The 19,909-nt window shown below is 63.3% G+C and carries 16 protein-coding genes; 8 read left to right on the top strand and 8 right to left on the bottom strand.

All coding sequences use genetic code 11. From position 1 onward, the window contains the following. Positions 1–150: 150 nt before the first annotated feature. The 3 genes from AB839_RS02960 to AB839_RS02950 form a co-directional block, all read right to left on the bottom strand. On the bottom strand, positions 151–660 hold the full coding sequence (locus tag AB839_RS02960) for a lactoylglutathione lyase family protein (protein WP_033836000.1): 510 nt from the start codon (positions 658–660) through the stop codon (positions 151–153). 519 nt (positions 661–1,179) lie between these two features. Further along, on the bottom strand, positions 1,180–1,470 hold the full coding sequence (locus AB839_RS21845; protein ID WP_049402761.1) for a hypothetical protein: 291 nt from the start codon (positions 1,468–1,470) through the stop codon (positions 1,180–1,182). A gap of 789 nt (positions 1,471–2,259) precedes the next feature. Beyond that, a complete protein-coding gene (locus AB839_RS02950) occupies positions 2,260–2,505 on the bottom strand; it encodes a helix-turn-helix transcriptional regulator (RefSeq protein ID WP_033835998.1) in 246 nt (81 codons plus the stop codon). 94 nt (positions 2,506–2,599) lie between these two features. On the opposite strand from AB839_RS02950, the gene AB839_RS02945 reads away from it, so the two are divergent. Then, positions 2,600–2,878: a hypothetical protein gene (locus tag AB839_RS02945; RefSeq protein ID WP_033835997.1), complete on the top strand. Its 279-nt coding sequence runs from the start codon at positions 2,600–2,602 to the stop codon at positions 2,876–2,878. A 43-nt stretch (positions 2,879–2,921) separates the two neighbouring features. Here AB839_RS02945 and AB839_RS02940 read toward each other — a convergent pair whose 3' ends face one another. Both AB839_RS02940 and AB839_RS02935 read right to left on the bottom strand, forming a co-directional pair. After that, a complete protein-coding gene (locus AB839_RS02940) occupies positions 2,922–5,933 on the bottom strand; it encodes a Tn3 family transposase (protein WP_229295631.1) in 3,012 nt (1,003 codons plus the stop codon). Next, positions 5,876–6,289, bottom strand: coding sequence for a helix-turn-helix domain-containing protein (locus AB839_RS02935; protein ID WP_012480230.1), 414 nt, complete (start codon positions 6,287–6,289; stop codon positions 5,876–5,878). The genes AB839_RS02940 and AB839_RS02935 overlap by 58 nt, the downstream gene beginning before the upstream one ends. 90 nt (positions 6,290–6,379) lie before the next feature. Here AB839_RS02935 and AB839_RS02930 point away from each other — a divergent pair, with 90 nt between their 5' ends. The 6 genes from AB839_RS02930 to AB839_RS02905 all read left to right on the top strand — a co-directional run bounded on the left by AB839_RS02930 (position 6,380) and on the right by AB839_RS02905 (position 15,085). After that, on the top strand, positions 6,380–8,338 hold the full coding sequence (locus tag AB839_RS02930; RefSeq protein WP_021201907.1) for an FTR1 family protein: 1,959 nt from the start codon (positions 6,380–6,382) through the stop codon (positions 8,336–8,338). Between the two features lie 24 nt (positions 8,339–8,362). Continuing rightward, positions 8,363–8,980, top strand: a complete 618-nt coding sequence (locus tag AB839_RS02925) for a cation transporter (RefSeq protein WP_005413376.1) — start codon at positions 8,363–8,365, stop codon at positions 8,978–8,980. A gap of 408 nt (positions 8,981–9,388) precedes the next feature. After that, complete coding sequence (locus tag AB839_RS02920) at positions 9,389–10,666, top strand: TolC family protein (protein WP_012480227.1); 1,278 nt, start codon at positions 9,389–9,391, stop codon at positions 10,664–10,666. After that, the gene (locus AB839_RS02915) at positions 10,663–11,613 is read left to right on the top strand and encodes an efflux RND transporter periplasmic adaptor subunit (RefSeq protein WP_021201906.1); all 951 of its coding nucleotides are present in this window, start codon (positions 10,663–10,665) and stop codon (positions 11,611–11,613) included. Before AB839_RS02920 ends, AB839_RS02915 begins: the two co-directional genes overlap by 4 nt. An 8-nt stretch (positions 11,614–11,621) precedes the next feature. Beyond that, positions 11,622–14,813: a CusA/CzcA family heavy metal efflux RND transporter gene (locus tag AB839_RS02910; protein WP_033835656.1), complete on the top strand. Its 3,192-nt coding sequence runs from the start codon at positions 11,622–11,624 to the stop codon at positions 14,811–14,813. Beyond that, entirely contained in the window at positions 14,810–15,085 is a 276-nt protein-coding gene (locus AB839_RS02905; protein ID WP_019184735.1) for a hypothetical protein, read from the top strand. Before AB839_RS02910 ends, AB839_RS02905 begins: the two co-directional genes overlap by 4 nt. Before the next feature lie 15 nt (positions 15,086–15,100). Here AB839_RS02905 and AB839_RS02900 read toward each other — a convergent pair whose 3' ends face one another. Both AB839_RS02900 and AB839_RS02895 read right to left on the bottom strand, forming a co-directional pair. Then, positions 15,101–16,198, bottom strand: coding sequence for a UvrD-helicase domain-containing protein (locus tag AB839_RS02900; protein ID WP_033835655.1), 1,098 nt, complete (start codon positions 16,196–16,198; stop codon positions 15,101–15,103). Continuing rightward, positions 16,176–17,756, bottom strand: a complete 1,581-nt coding sequence (locus AB839_RS02895) for an AAA family ATPase (protein WP_033835654.1) — start codon at positions 17,754–17,756, stop codon at positions 16,176–16,178. The genes AB839_RS02900 and AB839_RS02895 overlap by 23 nt, the downstream gene beginning before the upstream one ends. Before the next feature lie 274 nt (positions 17,757–18,030). On the opposite strand from AB839_RS02895, the gene AB839_RS02890 reads away from it, so the two are divergent. Further along, the gene (locus AB839_RS02890; RefSeq protein ID WP_033835653.1) at positions 18,031–19,083 is read left to right on the top strand and encodes a DNA-binding protein; all 1,053 of its coding nucleotides are present in this window, start codon (positions 18,031–18,033) and stop codon (positions 19,081–19,083) included. A gap of 20 nt (positions 19,084–19,103) precedes the next feature. On the opposite strand, the gene AB839_RS02885 is transcribed toward AB839_RS02890, so the two are convergent. Beyond that, positions 19,104–19,862: a hypothetical protein gene (locus AB839_RS02885; protein ID WP_223224790.1), complete on the bottom strand. Its 759-nt coding sequence runs from the start codon at positions 19,860–19,862 to the stop codon at positions 19,104–19,106. Positions 19,863–19,909 lie beyond the last annotated feature (47 nt).

Below are 19,909 nucleotides of genomic sequence, written 5' to 3'. Positions count from 1 at the left end.
GCTCGCCGATGAATCGTTAAAATTACGTTCGCCAGCTTCTAACTTGCAGACCTCTGACTTCTACAGCCGAGACACTTGCTCCGTACCGTCGTGTCTCAGTTTGGCGAGGACTGCCTGGCAGTCGAAAGCTGGCTGAGGGTGTGCGTGGAGCTAGACGTACGCGCCAGCTGAATACGTAAGCTCGTAGCTGTGGCTGTAGATCTCCAGGATGTTGCCCAGCGGATCCTCCATGTAAACCATCCGATAGGGCTTCTCCCCTGGGAAGTACTCTCGAACCGGCATTCGCTGCTTTCCACCAGCTGCCACAATCCGAGCGGCCAGGCCTTCAACGTCCGGATCCTGAATACAGAAGTGGAAGACGCCCGACTTCCAGTACTCGAAGTTGTTCGCGGGACGCTCGGCGTTATTGAACTGGAAGATTTCGACTCCAACCCGGTCACCAGTGGATAGATGTGCAATGCGGAAGCTGCCCCATCCAGGCCCAAACACATCCGTGCACATCACGCCAATTGCGCTTTCGTCTTCAGCAATCCTGGTCGGCGGCATGACGAGGTACCAGCCCAAGACTTCTGTATAGAAGGAAACCGCGGCATCGAGATCGGTAACAGACAGGCCGATGTGGGAGAAGGCGCGAGGGTAGGGAGGGGGTAGGGCAGGCACGGCACACCACTGAAGAGAGGGGTAGCCGCAAGATTAGACCCTGCAACTCAACCATGATCTGATCCATTTTTATCAGATTGATAAAATATTCTTATGCTGAATGAGCATTGGCTCCGATCCTTTCGGGCTATCGCAGAGGTCGGGAGCTTTACCAGGGCCGCAGGCCAGCTGCAGCTCACCCAGGCTGCGGTCAGTCAGCATGTACGTCATCTTGAGCAACAGCTGGGTGCCCTGTTTCTGCGCAGACCACGATTTATTGAACTGACGCCGGCGGGAATGGCTCTATTGCAGTACTGCCAAGAGATGGATTCGGCCGATCGCCGGCTTCAAGCCAAGCTCGCGAGCGCGGACAGCGATCAGGGGGAGTTTGCGCTGATAACCCCCGGGAGTGTTGGCCTTGCTCTTTACCCGGTGTTGCTGGACTTCCAGCGCACCCATCCCGGCTTGATCATTCGTCATCGCTTCTCGCCGGACCCAGAAATCCTATCGGCGGTACTGGAGAAGAAGTACGAGGTGGGTCTACTTGCACTTCGGCCGGATGACCCTCGGCTGCGGGCTGAGCCCTTCACCGAGGAGGCGCTTGAGCTGGTAGTTCCGAGAGGTGCCTGCGCGGACAGCTGGGCGGATCTTCAAAAGTTGGGTTTCGTTGATCATCCAGATGGCCAGGCTATGGCCACCCGCCTTCTCGCCCGCAAGTTCCCAGGAAATCCAGGCGTACGCGCGCTTCCTATACACGGCTTCACCAATCAGGTTGCGCTCATCCTTGAGCCGGTATCGCTCGGGCTGGGATTCACTGTCATTCCGCGACACGCCCGTGAATCCTTCGCTCGGCAAGACGCAATTGAGGTGGTTGACTGTGGATCTCCGGTGGTTGACACCCTCTGGATGATCCATCGATCCGAATGGCCACTGTCTGGGCCAGCTAAATGGTTGACCCAACAGCTTCGAGGCCTGCCTCGATTCAGCGGGAGGAGGGCTCCACCTCTCGCTGGAGCGGACTGAGGCCCCTTCTATACTGGTCTGGGGTCCGGCCAGAGTGTCGCTTGAACATCTCACTGAAAGACGTTGAGTTTGCATAGCCCAGATCGTCTGCAATCTGCGTAATTGATCGGTCTGAACCCAAGGCATCAATTGCCCTCAGAAAACGAAGCCGACTGCGCCACTCTCCGAACCCCATCCCTAGCTCGCGCTTTGCCAAGCGCTCAAGCGATAGCCTTTGCGTCTCGAAGCTTGTGTAGGGCGCAATCCTCCACGTCAGACAGTCGCGCCGAAAGGGTATAGGCCCCGCGACAAGCCCATCGGAGGCATTTAGGGGTTCGCTTTAGCGACCTGTGGAGCTGCTGTGGAGTGGGCCGGAGAAATGTCTTCACATCAACAACTGTAAAGACGTCGCTTCACCCGGATCTACACGAGGGTTCAGACCCCACGGTTCCACAAAACAGCCTAAAGTTTCGACCCGGCACGCCGAGGCCGATCTACGTCAGGGATTTCCGGCAGGGCGTGCCCCTTCCATCCGGTTGGCCGTCTGTCACTGGCGTGTGCGCCTGGTCCCGACCGGCCGGCAAGAAGCGCGAACCTACCGCTACACCCTAAGGGGCTTTAGCCTTTGATTCGCTTCTCAAAGTTTGTGATCAACTTGCCCAGCGAAAGGCCTGTCAGGCGGGCGATATCTCTCAGCTCCACCACATCAACCCTTCTCTTGCCTGTTTCGACGTCGCTGATGAATGACTGGCTGCGGCCCAGCATGCTGGACACCTGGGCCTGGGTCAGACCGGCAGCTAGCCGCGCCTCGCGAACAGCCTCAATGAGGGCAGCGTACTCTTTTCGATGGATGGACTTCGACACGACCGCGCCTTGGCTGAGCGGCCTAGAAAGCTATATCCAGTTCTCCGATATCTAAAAACCCGATATTCTGTCTTCTTCATTGACAGGGGGACGCATGAGCGAACAGCCATACCGCTTCATCACCGCGGCCAGAAGCAGAGCAACACTGATCCTGGCAGCATCAGCACTGCTAGCTGCCTGCAGCGGTCCGACAGACAAGAAGATGGTTACGAATGGAACCCAGCAGCAATACCGGCAGTCAATTGACGCTATCGACGCGGAACTCAATGCCCACGAAAGAGCGGCCTTCAACTGGGCAGTCGCTGGGATGAACCTTGAAGAGGGTCGGCAGGGAATCATTACGTACAGGGCCAAAAGCTGCCTAAGCGACTGAATTTCAAAGTTGATTGCTCGTCTCTCGATCAGGTTCTCCCCATCTATGGGGTCTGTTCAAGCACCTTGGCTGTGTAGCTCAGCGGCGCCACTTCCCTTTCAAGATCCAGGTGGTAGTCGCCGAAGCGATTGATGTGGCTGGTCCGATAAGGCGACAGGCCGGCCAGGATCTCGGGCGTCAGTTCAATCCCCTCCTTCCTCATCTCGGCCAAGGTCCGGCTCATGCCTTCCACGTTGTGGAGGATGATCATGTTGGCCACCAGCTGGCTGTACTTGATGATCTTGCGCTGCTCGTGTTGGACGTTCTCAGCAATGATCCCCTGGCTGCCAAAGAACACCCATTTCACGAAGCCGTTGTATTCCTCGCTCTTGTTGGTGGCAGCATGGATCGTTTTGCGGATCTCATTGTCATCAATGTAGCGCAGCAAGAACAGCGTTCGAACGGCCTTGCCAAGTTCCCGGAAGGCGAAGTACAGCTTGTTCTTCCGGCTGTAGGTGCCCAGCCGGCGCAGGATCGAGGACGCGGTGATCTTGCCCAATCGGATTGAGATCACCACCCGCAGCATGTCGTGGAGATGGGTGGCGATCAGTTGCCAGTCGATGCTGTCCCCGAACAGTGCCTGGATGTTCTTATAAGCCCTACCCGGTTCGGGCCGAAAGAATGTCAGGTCCTTGATGTTCCGGATCCGGGGCATCAGCTGGATGCCCAGCATGTGGGCCAGGCCGAAGACCGGATAGCTTTGGGCCTGCGTGTCGCCATGGACGATCTCAGGCTGGATGTCGGAAGTGTTGGCCAACAGACCGTCGAGGATGTAGATGCCCTCGTGCACGCCACAGGGAATGAAGTGGCTGAACGGCGCTACGTATTTGTCGGACACGTGGCAGTAGCCGATGCCACCGTAGCCGCCGTAGCGGATGTGATACTCCGACAGCAGGTTGTCCTCGTAGACGCTCCACTTCGTGCCATCAGCTGATGCGCTCTTGCCGCTGCCCCAATAGCCAGGCAGGTCGAATTTGTTGTAGGTATTGATGACCTCCACGATGGCCTTCTCAAGCACATCCTCGGTCACGTATTTCAGGTTGAGCCAAGCGACTTGGCGCCGGCTGAAGCCCTTGATCGACCGCGCCGTCTGCGTCGGCCCCAGGTTGCAGCCATAGCAGAATAGCGTGGTGATCACACGTCGGGGCAGATCTTCGACCTGGCTCTCGGTGCCGGCGATCGGGCGGAAGAAACGGTGCAGATCCAGCCATTGGCTGGCATCGATCAGGACATCGACGATGCTGGATTCTGGAAGCCGTTCGGCGATGAGGCGATCCACCGTGGTAATCGCGCTGGAGACTTCGGCGCGTTGCCCCTTCCGCAGCACCAGGCGCCCATCCAGGATGTCCGCATGTACGTTCTCCGGGAAACGCGCGTCGACCTCATCGGCCAGGGAGGTCAGTTGTGCACGTAATCCCGCCACGAAAGACTCGGCGTCGGTGGGCAGGCCTGACACCTGGCCGTAGGCTTCCAGTTCCTGGGCCAAGGTGGCTTCATCGACCAGCTGCTCACGGTAGTCATCAAACCGTTCGCTGCTGGGAATGAAGAGATCTCCGGACTTCAGTTCGTCCTTGACCTGCACCAGCACGGCCAGCTCGAAGTACTTACGGTGCATCCAGCCGGCGCCGGCTGCACTGGCCCGCTTGCCGAACACGTGCTGACACCAGAGCTTGGACATCCAGTCAAAGTCCTTTTCCGGGTCCAAACCGAGGGAGGCGACCTCGATCAGCTCACGGCGCTGGTTGCGCAGCGAGAGCACCGCTGCGATCAGCGGCTCCATGCCGGCGTCGTGGCTGGTCGCCCGAAGTTTCATCAGCTCCAGCCCATTGAACAGCAGCGGCCTGACCGCGCCATAGGGCTGCAGCATGAAAGGCAGGTAGTTCTTCCCGGCGTAGGCCATATGTTCTTCGCATTCGGCCAGCAAGGTCGACACTTCCGCTTCCAGGCTGTTGTCGATGGCATCCACGCGCTGACTATCGCTGCCGTCTAGCTGATAGGCCTGCAGGATTTCCTTGAGCTGGCCGATGAGGAAGTCGGCCCGTTTGGCATGTTCGAGCTGGTAGGCCAGCAATTTCTGCTGGGCCGTGTTCTCCAGCCCGCGCACCTGCTTGATGAACAACTCGGCTGCATCATCCAGTGTCTTGGCATGCTGGGCGCGAATGAAGATGGTGGCCAGCGCATAGCGCTTGTCCGGAGCCAGTTCGGCCAGCTCGCTGGCGTCATAGGCCCGAGCCATTGCACGGAACTGCTTGAGCTTGGGCACCGGCACATCGATGGGAGGCAGCTGGTCGGCCAACTGCTGCAGCATGCGGATGTGCTGCAGGTAGAACCGAACTTCCTTGTTGGTGGGCCGGCCGGGCTCGCGCTTGAGTGATTGCCAGCCGGTGAACCTGGACCCTTCCGGTGCGCGCAGCAGTTCGTCGATGAGCGTGCGCGTGGCAGGCGTCAGCGCGTGGCTGATGCTGCGGTAGTAGCCCAGATTGACCCGCTCACGGGCGCCGATGGCGGCCAGCTCCAGAGTGCGGAACCCGAGCAGCACCAGCGCTCGGTCTCGTTGATGGCGCAGCGCCGCCGGCCCATCGCCCCGGGCATGTGCCGCAGCGATCGCCGCGGCCAGCCAGTCATCGAGCTCGACCAGCCGCCGAATCTGGAGCGGCGCGGCTTGCTTGACCTGGCCCGGGTGCAGGGTCTGGATGCCTTTGAGCACCTTGCGCACCAGCGGCGATCGGGTCGGGTCGACAAAGCCGTGGTCGCGGTGCCAAGAGGCGATGGCCGCCAGACGTTGGCGGAGGGTGCTGGTCGCCAAGGTCTGCGCATAAGCGGCCAGGTACCGGGCCACGCTGTCAGGTGTCGCTGGGAGGTGGCCTTGCCATTCAACCTCGAAGTGCCGCAGCGCCGACGCATAGCTGCGCACCGTGTTCTGGCGCGTGGCCGCATCGAGGTAGCGGTCCAGTTCGGTCACTGGCGCGTGGCCTCCACCGAGGTCGTCTGGCGCAGCGTCGACAGGATGGTGCATTCCGCCCGCTGCCCGCCATGGCAACTGGCAATCACCCGTTCCAGCTCGCTGGCCATGCGCTGCAGGTCGGCCATGCGGGCGCGCACGTCGGCCAGATGGCTGCGGGCCAACCGGTCCACGTCCCCGCACGAAAGCTCCTCATCGCCGGCCAGCTGCAGCAGGCTGCGGACCTCCTCCAGGCTGAAGCCCAGGTCCCGGCCACGCGCAATGAAGCGCAGCCGCTCGATGTCGGCCGGGCCATAGACCCGGTAGCCGTTGCCCGTGCGCCCCGGGCGCGGCAGCAACCCGATCCGCTCGTAATAGCGAATCGTCTCCAAGTGGCATCCGCTGGCGTCGGCAGCCTCACTGATTTTCATTCGTAGTACGCTTGACTCCGTAGTAGCTACGGACTTTACGCTGAACCCGTATCCGCCGCCACTCCGGCCGCGGCGCTGCATGTGACGACCATGCCACTGCCCATCGCCTTGATTCGCTACTGCCTGATTGCCTTGCTGATCGGCTGGGTTCTGCCCGCTTCTGCTCAGGCGGAGCCTGCCGCAGCAGACCTGCGCCAAACCTGGCAGATGCTCGATTACATCGCGGTCGACTACCCCGGCGCGGTCCAGGCCGGTCGCGTAATTGCCCCCAACGAATACGCCGAAATGAGCGAGTTTGCCGGCGCCGTGCGCAGTCAGCTGGCAGCATTGCCCGGTGGCCAGAACCAGCAGGAGCTGACGGCCCAGGCCGACCGCCTGGTCCAGGCGGTGGCAGAGAAGGCCGACCCGGCGCAAGTGGCAACGTTGGCGCGCGGGCTCGGCACGACGCTGTTGGCCCGCTACCCGATCGGCGCTGTTCCGGCGAGCGCGCCGAAGACCTCCCAGGCCGCGTCCATCTACAGCCAGCAGTGCGCGGCCTGTCACGGCCCCACAGGTCACGGTGATGGCCCCGCCGCGCAAGCGTTAAGTCCGCCGCCGATCGCGTTCACCGATGCCACTCGCGCCGCGCAGCGAACGCCGCTGTCGTTGTACGAGGTCATTTCCCAGGGTGTGCCGGGTACCGGCATGGTCAGCTTCTCTGGGCTGTCAGAAAGTGATCGCTGGGCGTTGGCATTCTATGTGGGCAGCTTGGGGTACTCCTCGCAAGCCAAGGCTCAAGGTGAGGCGTTATGGCGCACCAGTGCCGAGGCCCATACGCACATTCCCTCGCTCGAAGCGCTGACACGCACGCGAGAGGCCGATCTTGCCACCACGATGCCCGCCGATCAGGCAAACGCGATCATCGCCTACCTGCGTTCGCAGCCACAGGCAGTAAACGAAGCGGTACCAGGAGCCGATCGCTTTGCGGTGGCGCGGCAGCGACTGGCCGCCAGCCAGCGCGCTTACGCTGATGAGGACCTGGCTCAAGCCAAAAAGCTTGCGCTCTCGTCCTATCTGGATGGTGTAGAGCCGCTTGAACCCACGCTGGCCACGCGCAATCCGTCATTGCTGCGAGAGATCGAGACGGCCATGGCAGGCTACCGCGCGCAGCTGGATCAGCATGCGCCCGCGGCTGACGTTGCCGGGCAGGCAGCGCAAATTGCCCAGCTGTTTGATCGCGCGGACGTGGCGCTGCAGGACACCCGAATAGGCGCCAGCACCGCGTTTCTAGGCAGCTTTACCATCTTGGTACGCGAAGGACTGGAAGCGCTGCTGATCGTGATTGGTATCGTGGCGTTCTTGCGTAAAGCCGAGCGGTCTGATGTGTTGCCGTATGTGCATGCGGGTTGGATCTGCGCGTTGTTGGCAGGCGCAGCTACCTGGGCAGTGGCCACTTACTTTGTTGATATCAGCGGTGCGAACCGGGAAGTCACTGAGGGCGTCTCGGCCTTGTTCGCTGCCGCTGTCCTGCTCAGCGTAGGCATCTGGATGCACCAAAAGAGCCTTGCAGGGCGGTGGCAGGAGTACCTGCACGCCAAGCTGACGACTGCGCTGACACGGCGCTCGGCTGTTTTCCTGTTCATGCTGGCCTTTGTCGCGGTGTACCGCGAGGTGTTTGAGACGATCTTGTTCTACATCGCGATGTGGAGCGATCAGGCGTCCACCGCCATCCTCGCAGGCCTGGTGGCGGGAATCGCGGTGTTGGCTGCGGTGGCGTACTGGATGCTGCGCATGAGCAGGCGGCTGCCGATTGGCCGGTTCTTTTCGATCAGCTCGATTCTCATCGCGGTGATGGCGGTCATCCTGATCGGTAAAGGCGTGGCCGCGTTGCAGGAAGCGGGCTGGATCTCTCAAACACCGCTCGCGTTGCCGCGCATCGAGTGGATCGGCCTGTATCCCACCTGGCAGTCGCTGCTGGCGCAGGTATTGGTAGGCACCGCCGCCATCGTGGGGTTCCTCGCCAATGCCCGTTCCGGTGTGCGTAGACAGCCAGGCGCAAACAAGCAATGAAACAACACAGCAGAGGACCAAGACATGAGTGATTGCGGGTGCCACCACGAAGCCAAGAACAAGGAGGAGCGACGCATCCTCTGGATCGCCTTGGTCCTGAATGCAGCGATGGCCGTGATCGGCGGCATTGCCGGCTGGATTGCCCATTCCACCGGGCTGCTGGCTGACGCGCTGGACATGCTGTCTGACGCCACCGCCTATGCCATTGGCCTGGTCGCTATCGGGCGCACGGCGCGCTTCAAGGCCAACGCCGCGTGGGTCAGTGGCAGCGTGCTGCTGGTGCTGGGCGTAGGCGTGCTGGTCGAAGTCGGCCGCCGGGTGATGTACGGCGCCGAGCCGGTCAGCGGTTGGATGATCGGTACCGCTCTGGTCTCGCTGGCCGTGAACCTGAAGGTGCTCCGTATGCTCGCCCCCTTGAAGTCTGGCGAAGTGCATCTGCGAGCGACCTGGCTGTTTACCCGCGCCGATGTGGTGGCCAACGTTGGGGTGATTCTGGCCGGCCTGTTGGTGTGGTGGCTGGCCAGCCCCTACCCGGATTTCGTGATCGGCGCCCTGATCGGCCTGTATGTGATCAAGGAGGCTTTCGAGATCTTGGGTGATGCTCGCCGGGCGCGTGCCGACGCGCGCAAAACGCCTGCATGACAGCGCTTGGCCGGCTGAGCTGTGGCCTGCGCTGGCTGCTGCTGGCGCACTTGGCCGTGGGCCTTGTGACGCAGCCGGTGCTGGCAGTGGTTGGCGAGCTCCATGCTCAAACCCATCTGGCCGCGGCCGACCATGACCCGGCAGTGGCATCACCAGCTTCCGAGCGTGGCGTAGACGCCGCGCTGCACCGGCTACAGCAGCTGGTGCTGTGCTGTAGCCAGGCCGCGCCGGCTCCAGAAATAGTGTTGGCCATTGCTCATATCGGCCGGCATTGGCCGTCGGCGACAGCCCATGCGGACAGATATCGGCATGAGCACCTGCTCGCGCCGTTCCGGCCGCCGGTCGCAGGGTGATGCGCGCCGGCGTGCGCCGGATCCCTGTTGGCTATCGAAAATTCTGGAGTACTTCATGCATGTGCGATTGGCGGCCCTGGCCGCGTGGCTACTGTTGAGCGCGGCGGCAACGCCGGCGACAGCAGAAGAGCTGATGACCTTGGACGACGCGTTTGCACGCGTGGCCCAAACCCACCCCGAGCTGCGCCTGGTCGATGCGCGAGCCACGGTGCTCGCTGCCGAGCGCGACCAGGCCGTGCAGCGGCCACCGTGGACGTTGGGGGCGGAGGTTGAAAATGCGCTGGGCACGGGCGCGGCCCGTGGCCTGGACAGCGCGGAGTTGACCTTGAGCCTGAGCTCGGTCCTGGAGCGCGGCGGCAAGCTCGACGCCCGGCGCACCTTGGCCCAAAGCCGGATTGATGCACTGGCCGTGCAGCGCGAGACCGGGCGGCTGGACCTGCTCGCCGAGACGGCGCAGCGCTATTTGGCCGTTGTCGGTGCCGACCGGCAACGCAGCCTGGCGAACATGGATGTCGGCCAGCGCCAGCGGACCGTCGCCGCTGCCCGGCAGCGCCTGCAGGCTGGCGCGTCTCCCGAATCGGTGATGCTCACCGCACAAGCAGCACTGGCGAGAGCAGAATTGACCCGTGATCGGGCCGAGCAGCAGCGCATTGCCGCCCGGCAGCACCTTGCTGCCCTCTGGGGCGAACGTGCTCCGAGCTTCGAGGTGGCCGCGGCGGATCCCATGACCCTGCCGGCGATCGCGTCCATGCAGTCGCTGGCCGAGGAATTGGAGCGCACTCCCGAGTTGGCGCAGTTTGCCGATGCCCGCCGGATCGCGCAGGCACGACTGCAGCTGGCGCGTTCGGCGGCCTCGCCGGACTTGTCGTGGCAGCTGGGCGTGCGCCGCCTGCAGGAGACTGACGACACCGCGCTGGTGGCCAGCCTGTCCATGCCACTGGGCAGCCGCAGCCGCGCGCAGCCGGAGATCCGCGCCGGCGAAGCCGAGCTGGAGGTTCTGACGATCGAGCGCGAGGCCAAGGGCCTGTCGCTGTATTCCACGCTGGTCGAAGCCCATGGTCGCTACACCGTGGCGCAGGCCGAGGTGGCACGGCTGCAAGGCGAGGTGCTGCCGAAGTTGGCCCGGGCTGAGCAGGCCGCCGAGCGCGCCTATCGCGCCGGCGCGATCAGCTACCTGGAATGGGCACAGCTGCAGTCCGAACGCACGGCCATGGCCCAGCAGCAGCTGGACGTGGCGCTCGATGCGCAGCGCGCCCTGATCGAAATTCAACGCCTGACCGGCCAGGCGCTTGTCGCGCCGCCGGCGGCTGCTTCCACCGGAGAGACCCCATGAATCGCTTTTCCTGGACCGCACTGGGCATGGCCCTGATGATGCTGGCCGCCTGCAACGCGTCGGCCCCCAACGAAGCGTCCGAAGGCGGCGCCGCCGCTGAGGGCGAAGAGCACGGCGAGCACGAGGAAGCGCCGCTGGAAACCAAGATTGCCGCCAAAGCTGCGCAGGCAGCGGGTATCCAGGTCGCACCGGCAGGCCCCGGTGAGATTGCTGACGAGCATGAGGTGCAAGGGCTGTTGACCCCGATTGACGGTCGCATCGCGCAGGTCACGGCACGCTTCCCCGGACCGGTCCGCTCCGTGCGTGCGGGCGTGGGTGATCAGGTACGGGCCGGCCAGGCACTGGCCACGGTAGAGAGCAACCTGAGCCTGACCACCTATACCGTCACCGCGCCGATCAGTGGCGTGGTCATGGCGCGCACGGCCGCCGTAGGCATGGCCGCCGCTGAGGGCGCGCCGCTGTTTGAGGTCGCCGACCTGTCCACGCTGTGGGTGGACCTGCACATCTTCGGCGCCGACGCCCAGCACATCGGTGCTGGCGTGCCGGTGACGGTTACCCGCTTGAGCGATGGCGTCACCGCACAGACCACCTTGGAGCGCGTCCTGCCCGGCACCGCCACCGCCAGCCAAAGCACCATTGCGCGCGGCACGGTGGCCAACACCGATGGCCTGTGGCGGCCGGGGTCGGCGGTCAAGGCGCGGGTCACCGTGGATCGCCAATCGGCAGCGTTGGTGGTGCCGATCACGGCGCTGCAGACCGCAGAAGACCAGGACGTGGTCTACGTGCAGCAGGGCGAAACCTACCACACCCGGCCGGTGAAGCTGGGGCGCCGCGACGCCGAACGCGCCGAAGTGCTGGAAGGCCTCAAGGCCGGTGAACAGGTGGTGGTGGCCCAAAGCTTCCTGATCAAGGCCGACATCGAAAAGTCCACCGTGGAAGAAGAATGAGGCCCGCCATGCTCGAACGCCTCATTGGGCTGTCCATCCGCCATCGCTGGCTGACGCTAGTGCTCACCGCTGCGCTGGTTGCGCTGGGCGTGTGGAGCTACCGTCACCTTTCCATTGACGCCACACCCGACATCACCAACGTCCAGGTCCAGATCAACACCCAGGCCCCGGGTTACTCGCCGCTGGAGGCCGAACAACGGGTCACCTTTGCCATCGAAACGGCCATGGCCGGTCTGCCCAAGCTGGACTACAGCCGCTCGCTGTCGCGCTACGGGCTTTCGCAGGTCACCGTCGTCTTCAAGGACGGCACCGACCTGTACTTTGCCCGCCAGCAGGTCGCCGAGCGCCTGCAGCAGATCGCCTCCCAGCTTCCCGAAGGGTTGGACCCGGAAATGGGGCCGATCTCCACCGGGTTGGGCGAGATCTTCATGTACACCGTGGAGGCCGAGCCCAACGCTCGCAAGCCCGACGGCACCCCGTACACGGCCACGGACCTGCGCACCCTGCAGGACTGGGTGATCCGGCCGCAGCTGCGCACCACGCCCGGCGTCACCGAGGTCAACACCATCGGCGGCTTCGAGCGGCAGATCCACATCACTCCCGATCCAGCTCAGTTGGTGGCGCTGGGCTTCACGTTGAACGACGTGGTCGCCGCGGTCATGCGCAACAACCAGAACATCGGCGCCGGCTACATCGAGCGCAACGGACAGCAGTTCCTGGTGCGCGTGCCGGGCCAGCTAGCCAATCTGGAGGCAATCGGCAACATCGTGCTGGACCGGCGCGATGGCGTGCCCATTCGGGTGCGCGACGTCGCTAGCGTGGGCGAAGGCAAGGAGCTGCGCACGGGCGCGGCCACCCAGAATGGCCACGAGGTCGTGGTCGGTACCGCCTTCATGTTGTTCGGCGCCAACAGCCGGGAAGTCTCCCAGGCGGCCGCGGCCAAGCTGGATGCCGCCAACGCCAGCCTGCCTGCCGGCGTCCATGCCAAGGCCGTCTATGACCGCACCGCACTGGTGGATCGCACCATCGGCACGGTGTCCAAGAACCTGATCGAGGGCGCGCTGCTGGTGGTGGTGGTGCTGTTCCTGCTGCTGGGCAATGTGCGCGCCTCGTTGATCACCGCGGCGGTGATCCCGTTGGCGATGCTGTTCACCATCATCGGCATGGTGCGTGGCGGCGTGTCGGGCAACCTGATGAGCCTGGGCGCGCTGGACTTCGGCCTGATCGTGGACGGGGCGGTGATCATCATCGAGAACTGTCTGCGCCGGTTCGGCGAGGCGCAGCACGCGCTGGGCCGCCAGCTCAACGATGAAGAGCGCTATGACCTGACCGCCTCGGCCACCGCCGAGGTGATCCGTCCCAGCTTGTTTGGCCTGGGCATCATCGCCGCGGTCTACCTGCCGATCTTCGCGCTGTCCGGGGTAGAAGGAAAAATGTTCCACCCGATGGCGATCACGGTGGTGCTGGCCCTGACCGGCGCCATGGTGTTGTCGCTGACCTTCGTGCCGGCGGCGATCGCCAGCTTCCTGCGCGGCCGTGTGGCTGAGCACGACAACCGCCTGATGCGCTGGTCGCGTGCCCGTTATACGCCGCTGCTGGATTGGGCCCTGCGTCGGCGCGTGGTGGTGCTGGCCGGCGCGGCCGTGCTGGTGGTGGGCTGTGGCGTGCTGGCCACCCGCTTGGGTTCGGAGTTCGTGCCGAGCCTGGATGAGGGCGACATCACCTTGCAGCCCATGCGTATTCCCGGCACCAGCTTGGAGCAGTCGGTGGCCATGCAGGAAACGCTGGAGAAGCGCCTGGCCCAGTTCCCGGAGGTGGCCAACATCTTCTCAAAGATCGGCACCGCCGAGGTGGCCACCGATCCTATGCCGCCGTCGATGGCCGACACCTTCCTGATGCTCAAGCCCCGCGACCAGTGGCCCGACCCGCGCAAGCCCAAGGCCGAGCTGGTGGAAGAGCTGGAGGCGGCGGCCAAGGAAATCCCGGGCAGCAACTACGAGTTCACCCAGCCCATCCAGATGCGCACCAACGAGTTGATCTCCGGCGTCCGTTCGGACGTGGCGGTCAAGGTCTACGGCGACAACCTTGACCAGTTGACGCGCCTGGCCAGCCGGGTCGAGCGGGTCATGCGTAGCGTCCCCGGCGCCGAAGACGTCAAGGCCGAGCAGGTCTCCGGCCTGCCGCTGCTGACCATCATGCCAGATCCGGCGGCATTGGCACGGTATGGCCTGAACCCGGGCGATGTGCAGGAAACGGTGGCCACCGCCATTGGGGGCAGTGTTGCCGGCCAGTTGATCGAGGGCGACCGCCGCTTCGACCTGGTCGTGCGCCTGCCCGAAGCGCAGCGCCAAGACCCCGCTGTGCTGGCAGATCTGCCCATTCCGCTGCCGGCAAGCACCAGTGTCGATGAGTCCAGCCGTCTGGCCGCCGGCGCCAATGGGGGGCCTCGCACGGTGCCGCTGCGGGAAGTGGCGAAGATCCAGGTAGAGCGCGGGCCCAATCAGATCAACCGCGAGAACGGCAAGCGCCGCGTGGTGATCACCGCCAACGTGCGCGAGCGCGATCTGGGCGGGTTCGTCGGCGAGTTGCGCACACGCATCGGCCAGGATGCCGCGCTTCCAGAGGGCTACTGGATCGATTACGGCGGCACCTTCGAGCAGCTGATCTCGGCCACCCAACGCCTGGGCGTGGTCGTTCCGGTGACACTGGCGTTGATCTTCGCTCTGCTATTCATGGCCTTCGGCTCGGCCAAGGATGCGGCCATTGTGTTCAGTGGCGTGCCGCTGGCGCTGACCGGCGGTGTGCTGGCACTGGCTCTGCGCGGGATTCCGTTGTCGATCTCTGCCGGTGTGGGCTTCATCGCGCTGTCGGGCGTGGCCGTACTCAACGGGCTGGTCATGATCGCCTTCATCCGCCGTCTGCGCGAACAGGGCGATCCGCTAGACGACGCTGTGCGCGACGGCGCCCTTGGACGCCTGCGACCGGTGTTGATGACCGCCCTGGTAGCCTCGCTGGGCTTCCTACCCATGGCCTTGAATGTCGGTGCTGGCTCGGAAGTGCAGCGGCCGCTGGCCACTGTCGTCATCGGCGGCATCGTCTCATCCACCGCATTGACCTTGTTGGTGCTGCCGGTGCTCTATCGTTGGCTGCATCGCGACCGAGCTCCCCGCGCCGGTAGCACTGCTTTGGAGTCCCCATGAACGAGCTCAACCTGGAACAGGTCCGTGCGGCGATGTTTACCGACCCGGGCGTGAAAGCGGTGGACGACCTGCGCCTGGTCGCCGGTGAGCATGGCCGTGCGATCGCGGCCACCATCACGGTCGCGGCGCCCTCGGTCGACCTGGACCTGGTACATGCTGTGATTGCCCAGGTCCTGGCCGATCAATTCGGCATCGATCAGATCATGCTGTGTTTCAACGACCCGGGCCCGGTACCGCCGCCGCCCACCGCGGCGCCGTTAAAGAAGATGTGATCGCAGCCCCTGGCTCTATGCGTCTGCGCTGGCAGGCGCATAGAGCTGATGACCCGGCAACGCGCACGCGCCGGCATACACAAAGGCCACGCTTTGCCGCGCCCGGGCGAAGGCCACGTAGTATTTCGGCGGCGCGGTGATACGCGCTGCATCGGCCGTGCGCAGGTACTGCGTCAACGGCCCGTTCGGAAAGATGAGGACCCGACTGTAGGTGCGGCCCTTGCACTGCCCAAAGTTCACCGCCGGCAGTCCGTCGCACGCCTGCCGCCGGTCATGCCGGAGCACGGTGGGGGCGAACTCCTGCATGTACGCGGCCACATCCCCTGGAGCGACGAGGTAGATGCCATCGTGTCCGGTGACCTCGCCATTGCCTGATTGGGTCCGCGGCATCTGCGGATAGAGCGTGTCAGCCATATCGCACAGGGCCTGGACGCAGCGCAGACTGGTGAGGCGGTGATCCAGCCGGCATAAGTCGTCGGCCTCCCAAATCTGAAACAGCGCTGCCAGATTCGGACCACGGTATTGGCTGTACCTTTGCGCATAGTTGGTGGCATACGTGGCTTGGCGCGTATCGCCTACCAACGTGATGGCAATCTCGCTCTTCAACAGCCGTTCGACCAGATCCAGATCAAAGCCGGCCAGATCCTGGACTTCGTCGATGTAGAGCTCGTCGTACATCGCCGCCAATCGCGCCACGACCTGGCCTTGGGTCAGCTCATCGCAGCGCACAGCGAAATCGGCCGCTCGGTCCGAATACATCCGGTTGCCCGCCAGGTAGTGGCGCGCCACCTGGGTGCGTGGGGCGCGGTTGTTGGTGACACCTTCTACGAACAGGATGGTCTCGATGCGAGGCTCAGGGCAAAGCGCAGCTTGGTACGGGCGAATGCACTGGCGCAGCAGAAAGCCATACCAGCTGTGCAAGGTGACATGCGCGGGGACCGCGCCTGCGTGGGCCTCAAACGAGCGCCGGATCTCTTCTAGGTTTTCCAGCGTGTAGGTGACAATCGCGATGCGGCGCCCAGGTCGCTCCAAGGCCTGCCGGACCAGCAACGTGGTCTTGCCCGAGCCGGCTGCCGAGAGCAGGACCCGGTTAGGTGATGGCACGCTGGACATAGTCCGGGAACCTGATCGAGTGCGGGCTATTGAAAATCGCCAAGGCCGTATCGGTCTTATGGCCCTTCATGTACTTGAGCAGCGCCACCTCATCGGCAAAGGCCTTGCCCAGCACGGTATTGAGTTCGGCCAGCGAGTTGGCTTTGATCAGCTGCTCTTCCAGCGAAGGGGCGCTCTCGTCGGAATCGTAATAGATCGCGTTGATGTGCTCGGCATAGCGCTCTTGCACAACTGCGATATCACCGTCGTTGTCGGTGATCACCTTGGCCTGAATCCTCAGTCGATCGGCAATCTGCAAGAAGCGTTTGAATGCCAACGACTTGACCGAAATGATGTCTACGCCGTGAGCCATCGGCGCCACGCCGTGATGGTCACTGTAGGCACGCTGCACGATCAGTTCGTCGGAAGGGCCTTCCACCAGGATCGCCTGCTTGGCCAGGATCAACCGCAGCGTGTCGTGGCCCGGCAGCTTCATGAAATAGTCGTGGGTATCGCTGGGCAGCTGGTCCAGCTTCATCTGGCCTTGCGCGCTGAACAGGATCACGTTGTCCACGCCCAGCTTGTTCAACACGAAGCTGCTGTGGGTGGCGATGATCACCTGCTGGGCGGTGGAGTGGGCCGCAATCTTGTCGATCAGCTGGGTCATGCTGGAATAGGACAGATGGTTCTCCGGCTCCTCGATCAGCAGCACGTGAGCCGCGCCGGCCGCGTGCATCGCCAGCTTCATCTTCACCGCGCTTTGCTCGCCCTTGCCGGCCTGGATGAACGGGAGCTCATCCAGGTAGGGTGACAGGCTGGTTTCCCACGTTGAGCGCGGCGATGTGTCCACGCCTACCGTCAATGCCCTGTGGCTGATGTCCCCGGTGTGCTCGGTCAAGTAGGCATTGATCGCTGCCACATCCGCTTCTTCGGAAAAGCTCTGCCGCATGCGGCGGAAGCTCAGCGACAGCGAGACGCGCTGCGCAGGCGTCAGTGCCTGCTCGATGATGCCGGCGATATAGCGATCGGCACCGGACAAGGTCTTGATGCCGTGCGTGTCGATGATGGTCGAGTCGAACGGAATACTACGGGCGGTGACGCCATTGTTGGCGAAGGAGTACCAGCGCACCGTGTAGTACTCCACCGGCAGGCTGACCGCGCCCTGGTGCTGCTGCAGGTAGGCGTTGAACTCCTCGCGGTAGTCGTCGTTGAGCTCGACCAGCAGCCGGATGCCGGCGGTATCCAGACGCAGGGAGTTGTTGGTGCCGCGTAACGACGCCAGCGCGGCGTCGGCGCCCAAATAGGCTTCGATGGAGATCCGTGGCGGCGAGGCCGGCGTGCCCGTGGCAAGCGCTCCCAAGTACTCCTGCACCATGGGCTGGTGGAACAGGTAGGGCGTGAGCTCGTAGGCAAGATTGCGCCCATGCAGCTGGCCGGTGACCACCGCGTGGATGGCCTCCAGCAGGGTGGATTTACCGACCTCGTTGTCGCCCACCACCAGGTTCATGTGGGCATTGAGGGGCAGGTCCAGATGGCGAAACGACTTGAAGTTGTCGATGACGATACGTTCGATCGGCATGCACAGTCCTTTGATGGCCAACGGGCTCGGTGGCGGAGCCTGCCTGCACCCTGGCTGGCCTCCTTTCCGCTCTGGGCCATACTACCCAGCGATCGCCGGCCCTGGGCGGTTTCGTACTGCTTGGGACGCGGGGAAGGGTCAGAATCCGCCTTACGCGGGATAATTCAATATTATCCCGTATAATTATTTTCGCCGACGAGCGGTCGTCTACCTGCTTTAATAGTATGTAATTACATGGTATGTAATACATTACGAAATAAAGTGAGGTGGCACGATGGCGCGCGCAGGACTCTATAAGAGTGACGTCCAGAAGGCGCGCGACGCGCTGCTGGCCCAACGCAAGAAGCCGTCAGTCGACGCGGTGCGAGTGGCCTTGGGCAACACGGGCTCCAAGACCACGATCCACCGCTACTTGCGTGAACTGGAAGGAGAGGAAGGCGGCGGTCCGGCGAGGACGGTAGCCGTTAGTGATGCTTTGCAGGACTTGGTTGCGCGCTTGGCCTCGCGGCTCCAGGAGGAAGCAGAGGCCATCCTCACCCAGGAGCGTGAGCGCCATCAGGCTGAGCTCCACAGTCGGCAACAGGCGCTTTCCGGTGCCCAAGAGGAGGCTGCCGCCTTGAGCAGTCGGCTGCAGCGCACCGAAGCAAGCCTGCACCAAGAGCAAGCTGCTCACGCCCTCCTTCAACAGAATCTAGGTGACAGGATCGCGGAAATCGCCCAGTTGAACGAGCGCATCGCTGGCATGACGGTGCGGCTGGCTGATCATGAGGCGCATACGCGTTCTCTGGAGGACAAGCATGCCCATGCCCGGGAAGCGCTTGAGCACTACCGCACTTCAACCAAAGAGCAGCGTGAGCAAGAGCTTCGCCGTCACGAGCATCAGGTCCAAGAGCTGCAAGTAGCCTTACGTCAGGCCAATGAAGCCTTGGGCGCGAAGAATCAGGAGCTGTTGGTGCTGAACCGCGACAATGGTCAATGGCTGGAGCGCCACGGGCGGATTGAGCGTAAGCTTGCCCAGCTACGACAGGCCCACGAAGGCCAACACAGCGAGGTCGTGGCGTTGCGCCAGACCGCGACGGACTATTTGGCACTGCAGGAGCGCTGGAAGACTGACGCCAAGACCTTGGATACCATGCGCAACGAGCTAGCTCAAGTTCAAGACACCCTTGCGCGGGAGCGTGAGCGCCGCGAGAGCGCTGAAGCCGATGCGTTGCGTGCCAATGCACGTCTTGAAGCGCTAGAGCCTCTACTGAATCAACTGACGCCAGCACAAAATGCGGTGAAGAAAACTCGGCGCGGCCATGCGCAAGATGGGGGAGCCGACTGACGAGGCTGCTCGTTTGTCTGCTAGCGGCTGGGGTGGCGCTCACCTGTCCAGTACGCCCATTCCATAGGGACGACCCAATCTACAAACAGTTTGGCTACTGAGGACTCCGGTGCCAAATGATAGGGCTTGAACATGCCTTGCTCGGGCGAACTGGTCATCAGGTAGCGCAGGCGCTTCTGGACCTCCTGAAAGATGGCTTCCCGCACATGGGCGCTGTCGTGCACGCCAAGACGCATCGCCACCGAGGCACCTTGGCGTACCGCCGCCCAGCAGCAGTAACGCCACCGCGCGATCGGCAAGCCCCGCGGTCCGGATTGAAAGACGAACCCCACATCACGTGCCCAGCCTGGGTCGAAGTGATGTTTGAGCAATTGCTGCTCCAGAAACTGCTCGGTCTCCCAGAGTGCAAGTTCATCCCACAGCTCCAGTTTCGCGTCCGCCAAGTCTACATCGTGTGCCATATCGCCGAGTTGGTCTTCCAGCACCGGGAGCAGGTGCCTGCGCTCGTGGGTAGACCAGGCGAAAGCCCATTGCAGATCTTCGATGGGCGTGACCTCGGCATCGGGGCGGATCTGCCATCGATCCGCTGGCCAGGGAACTTGGATCAAGGCCAAGTCTCGCAGCGTGTCCAGCACCAGCAAGGTGGAGCGGCGTGTGGGCGCCACCGGTAGGCGTCGTAGCTGCGCGGCTAACAGTGCGGCTAGGAAAAGGGTGCCACGAAGGCCCAACTCCTCGATGCTGGCGACCCCAGATGGCGTCATTGACGAGGTTCCGGGCATGCGGTTTCCGGGGATGAGGGAGCGGCGTGGCTCCTGGGGGGGGGGGG

The organism is Stenotrophomonas sp. DDT-1, from assembly GCF_001580555.1.
Lineage (GTDB): Bacteria > Pseudomonadota > Gammaproteobacteria > Xanthomonadales > Xanthomonadaceae > Stenotrophomonas > Stenotrophomonas sepilia.
This window is presented reverse-complemented; position numbering and strand designations above follow the sequence as displayed.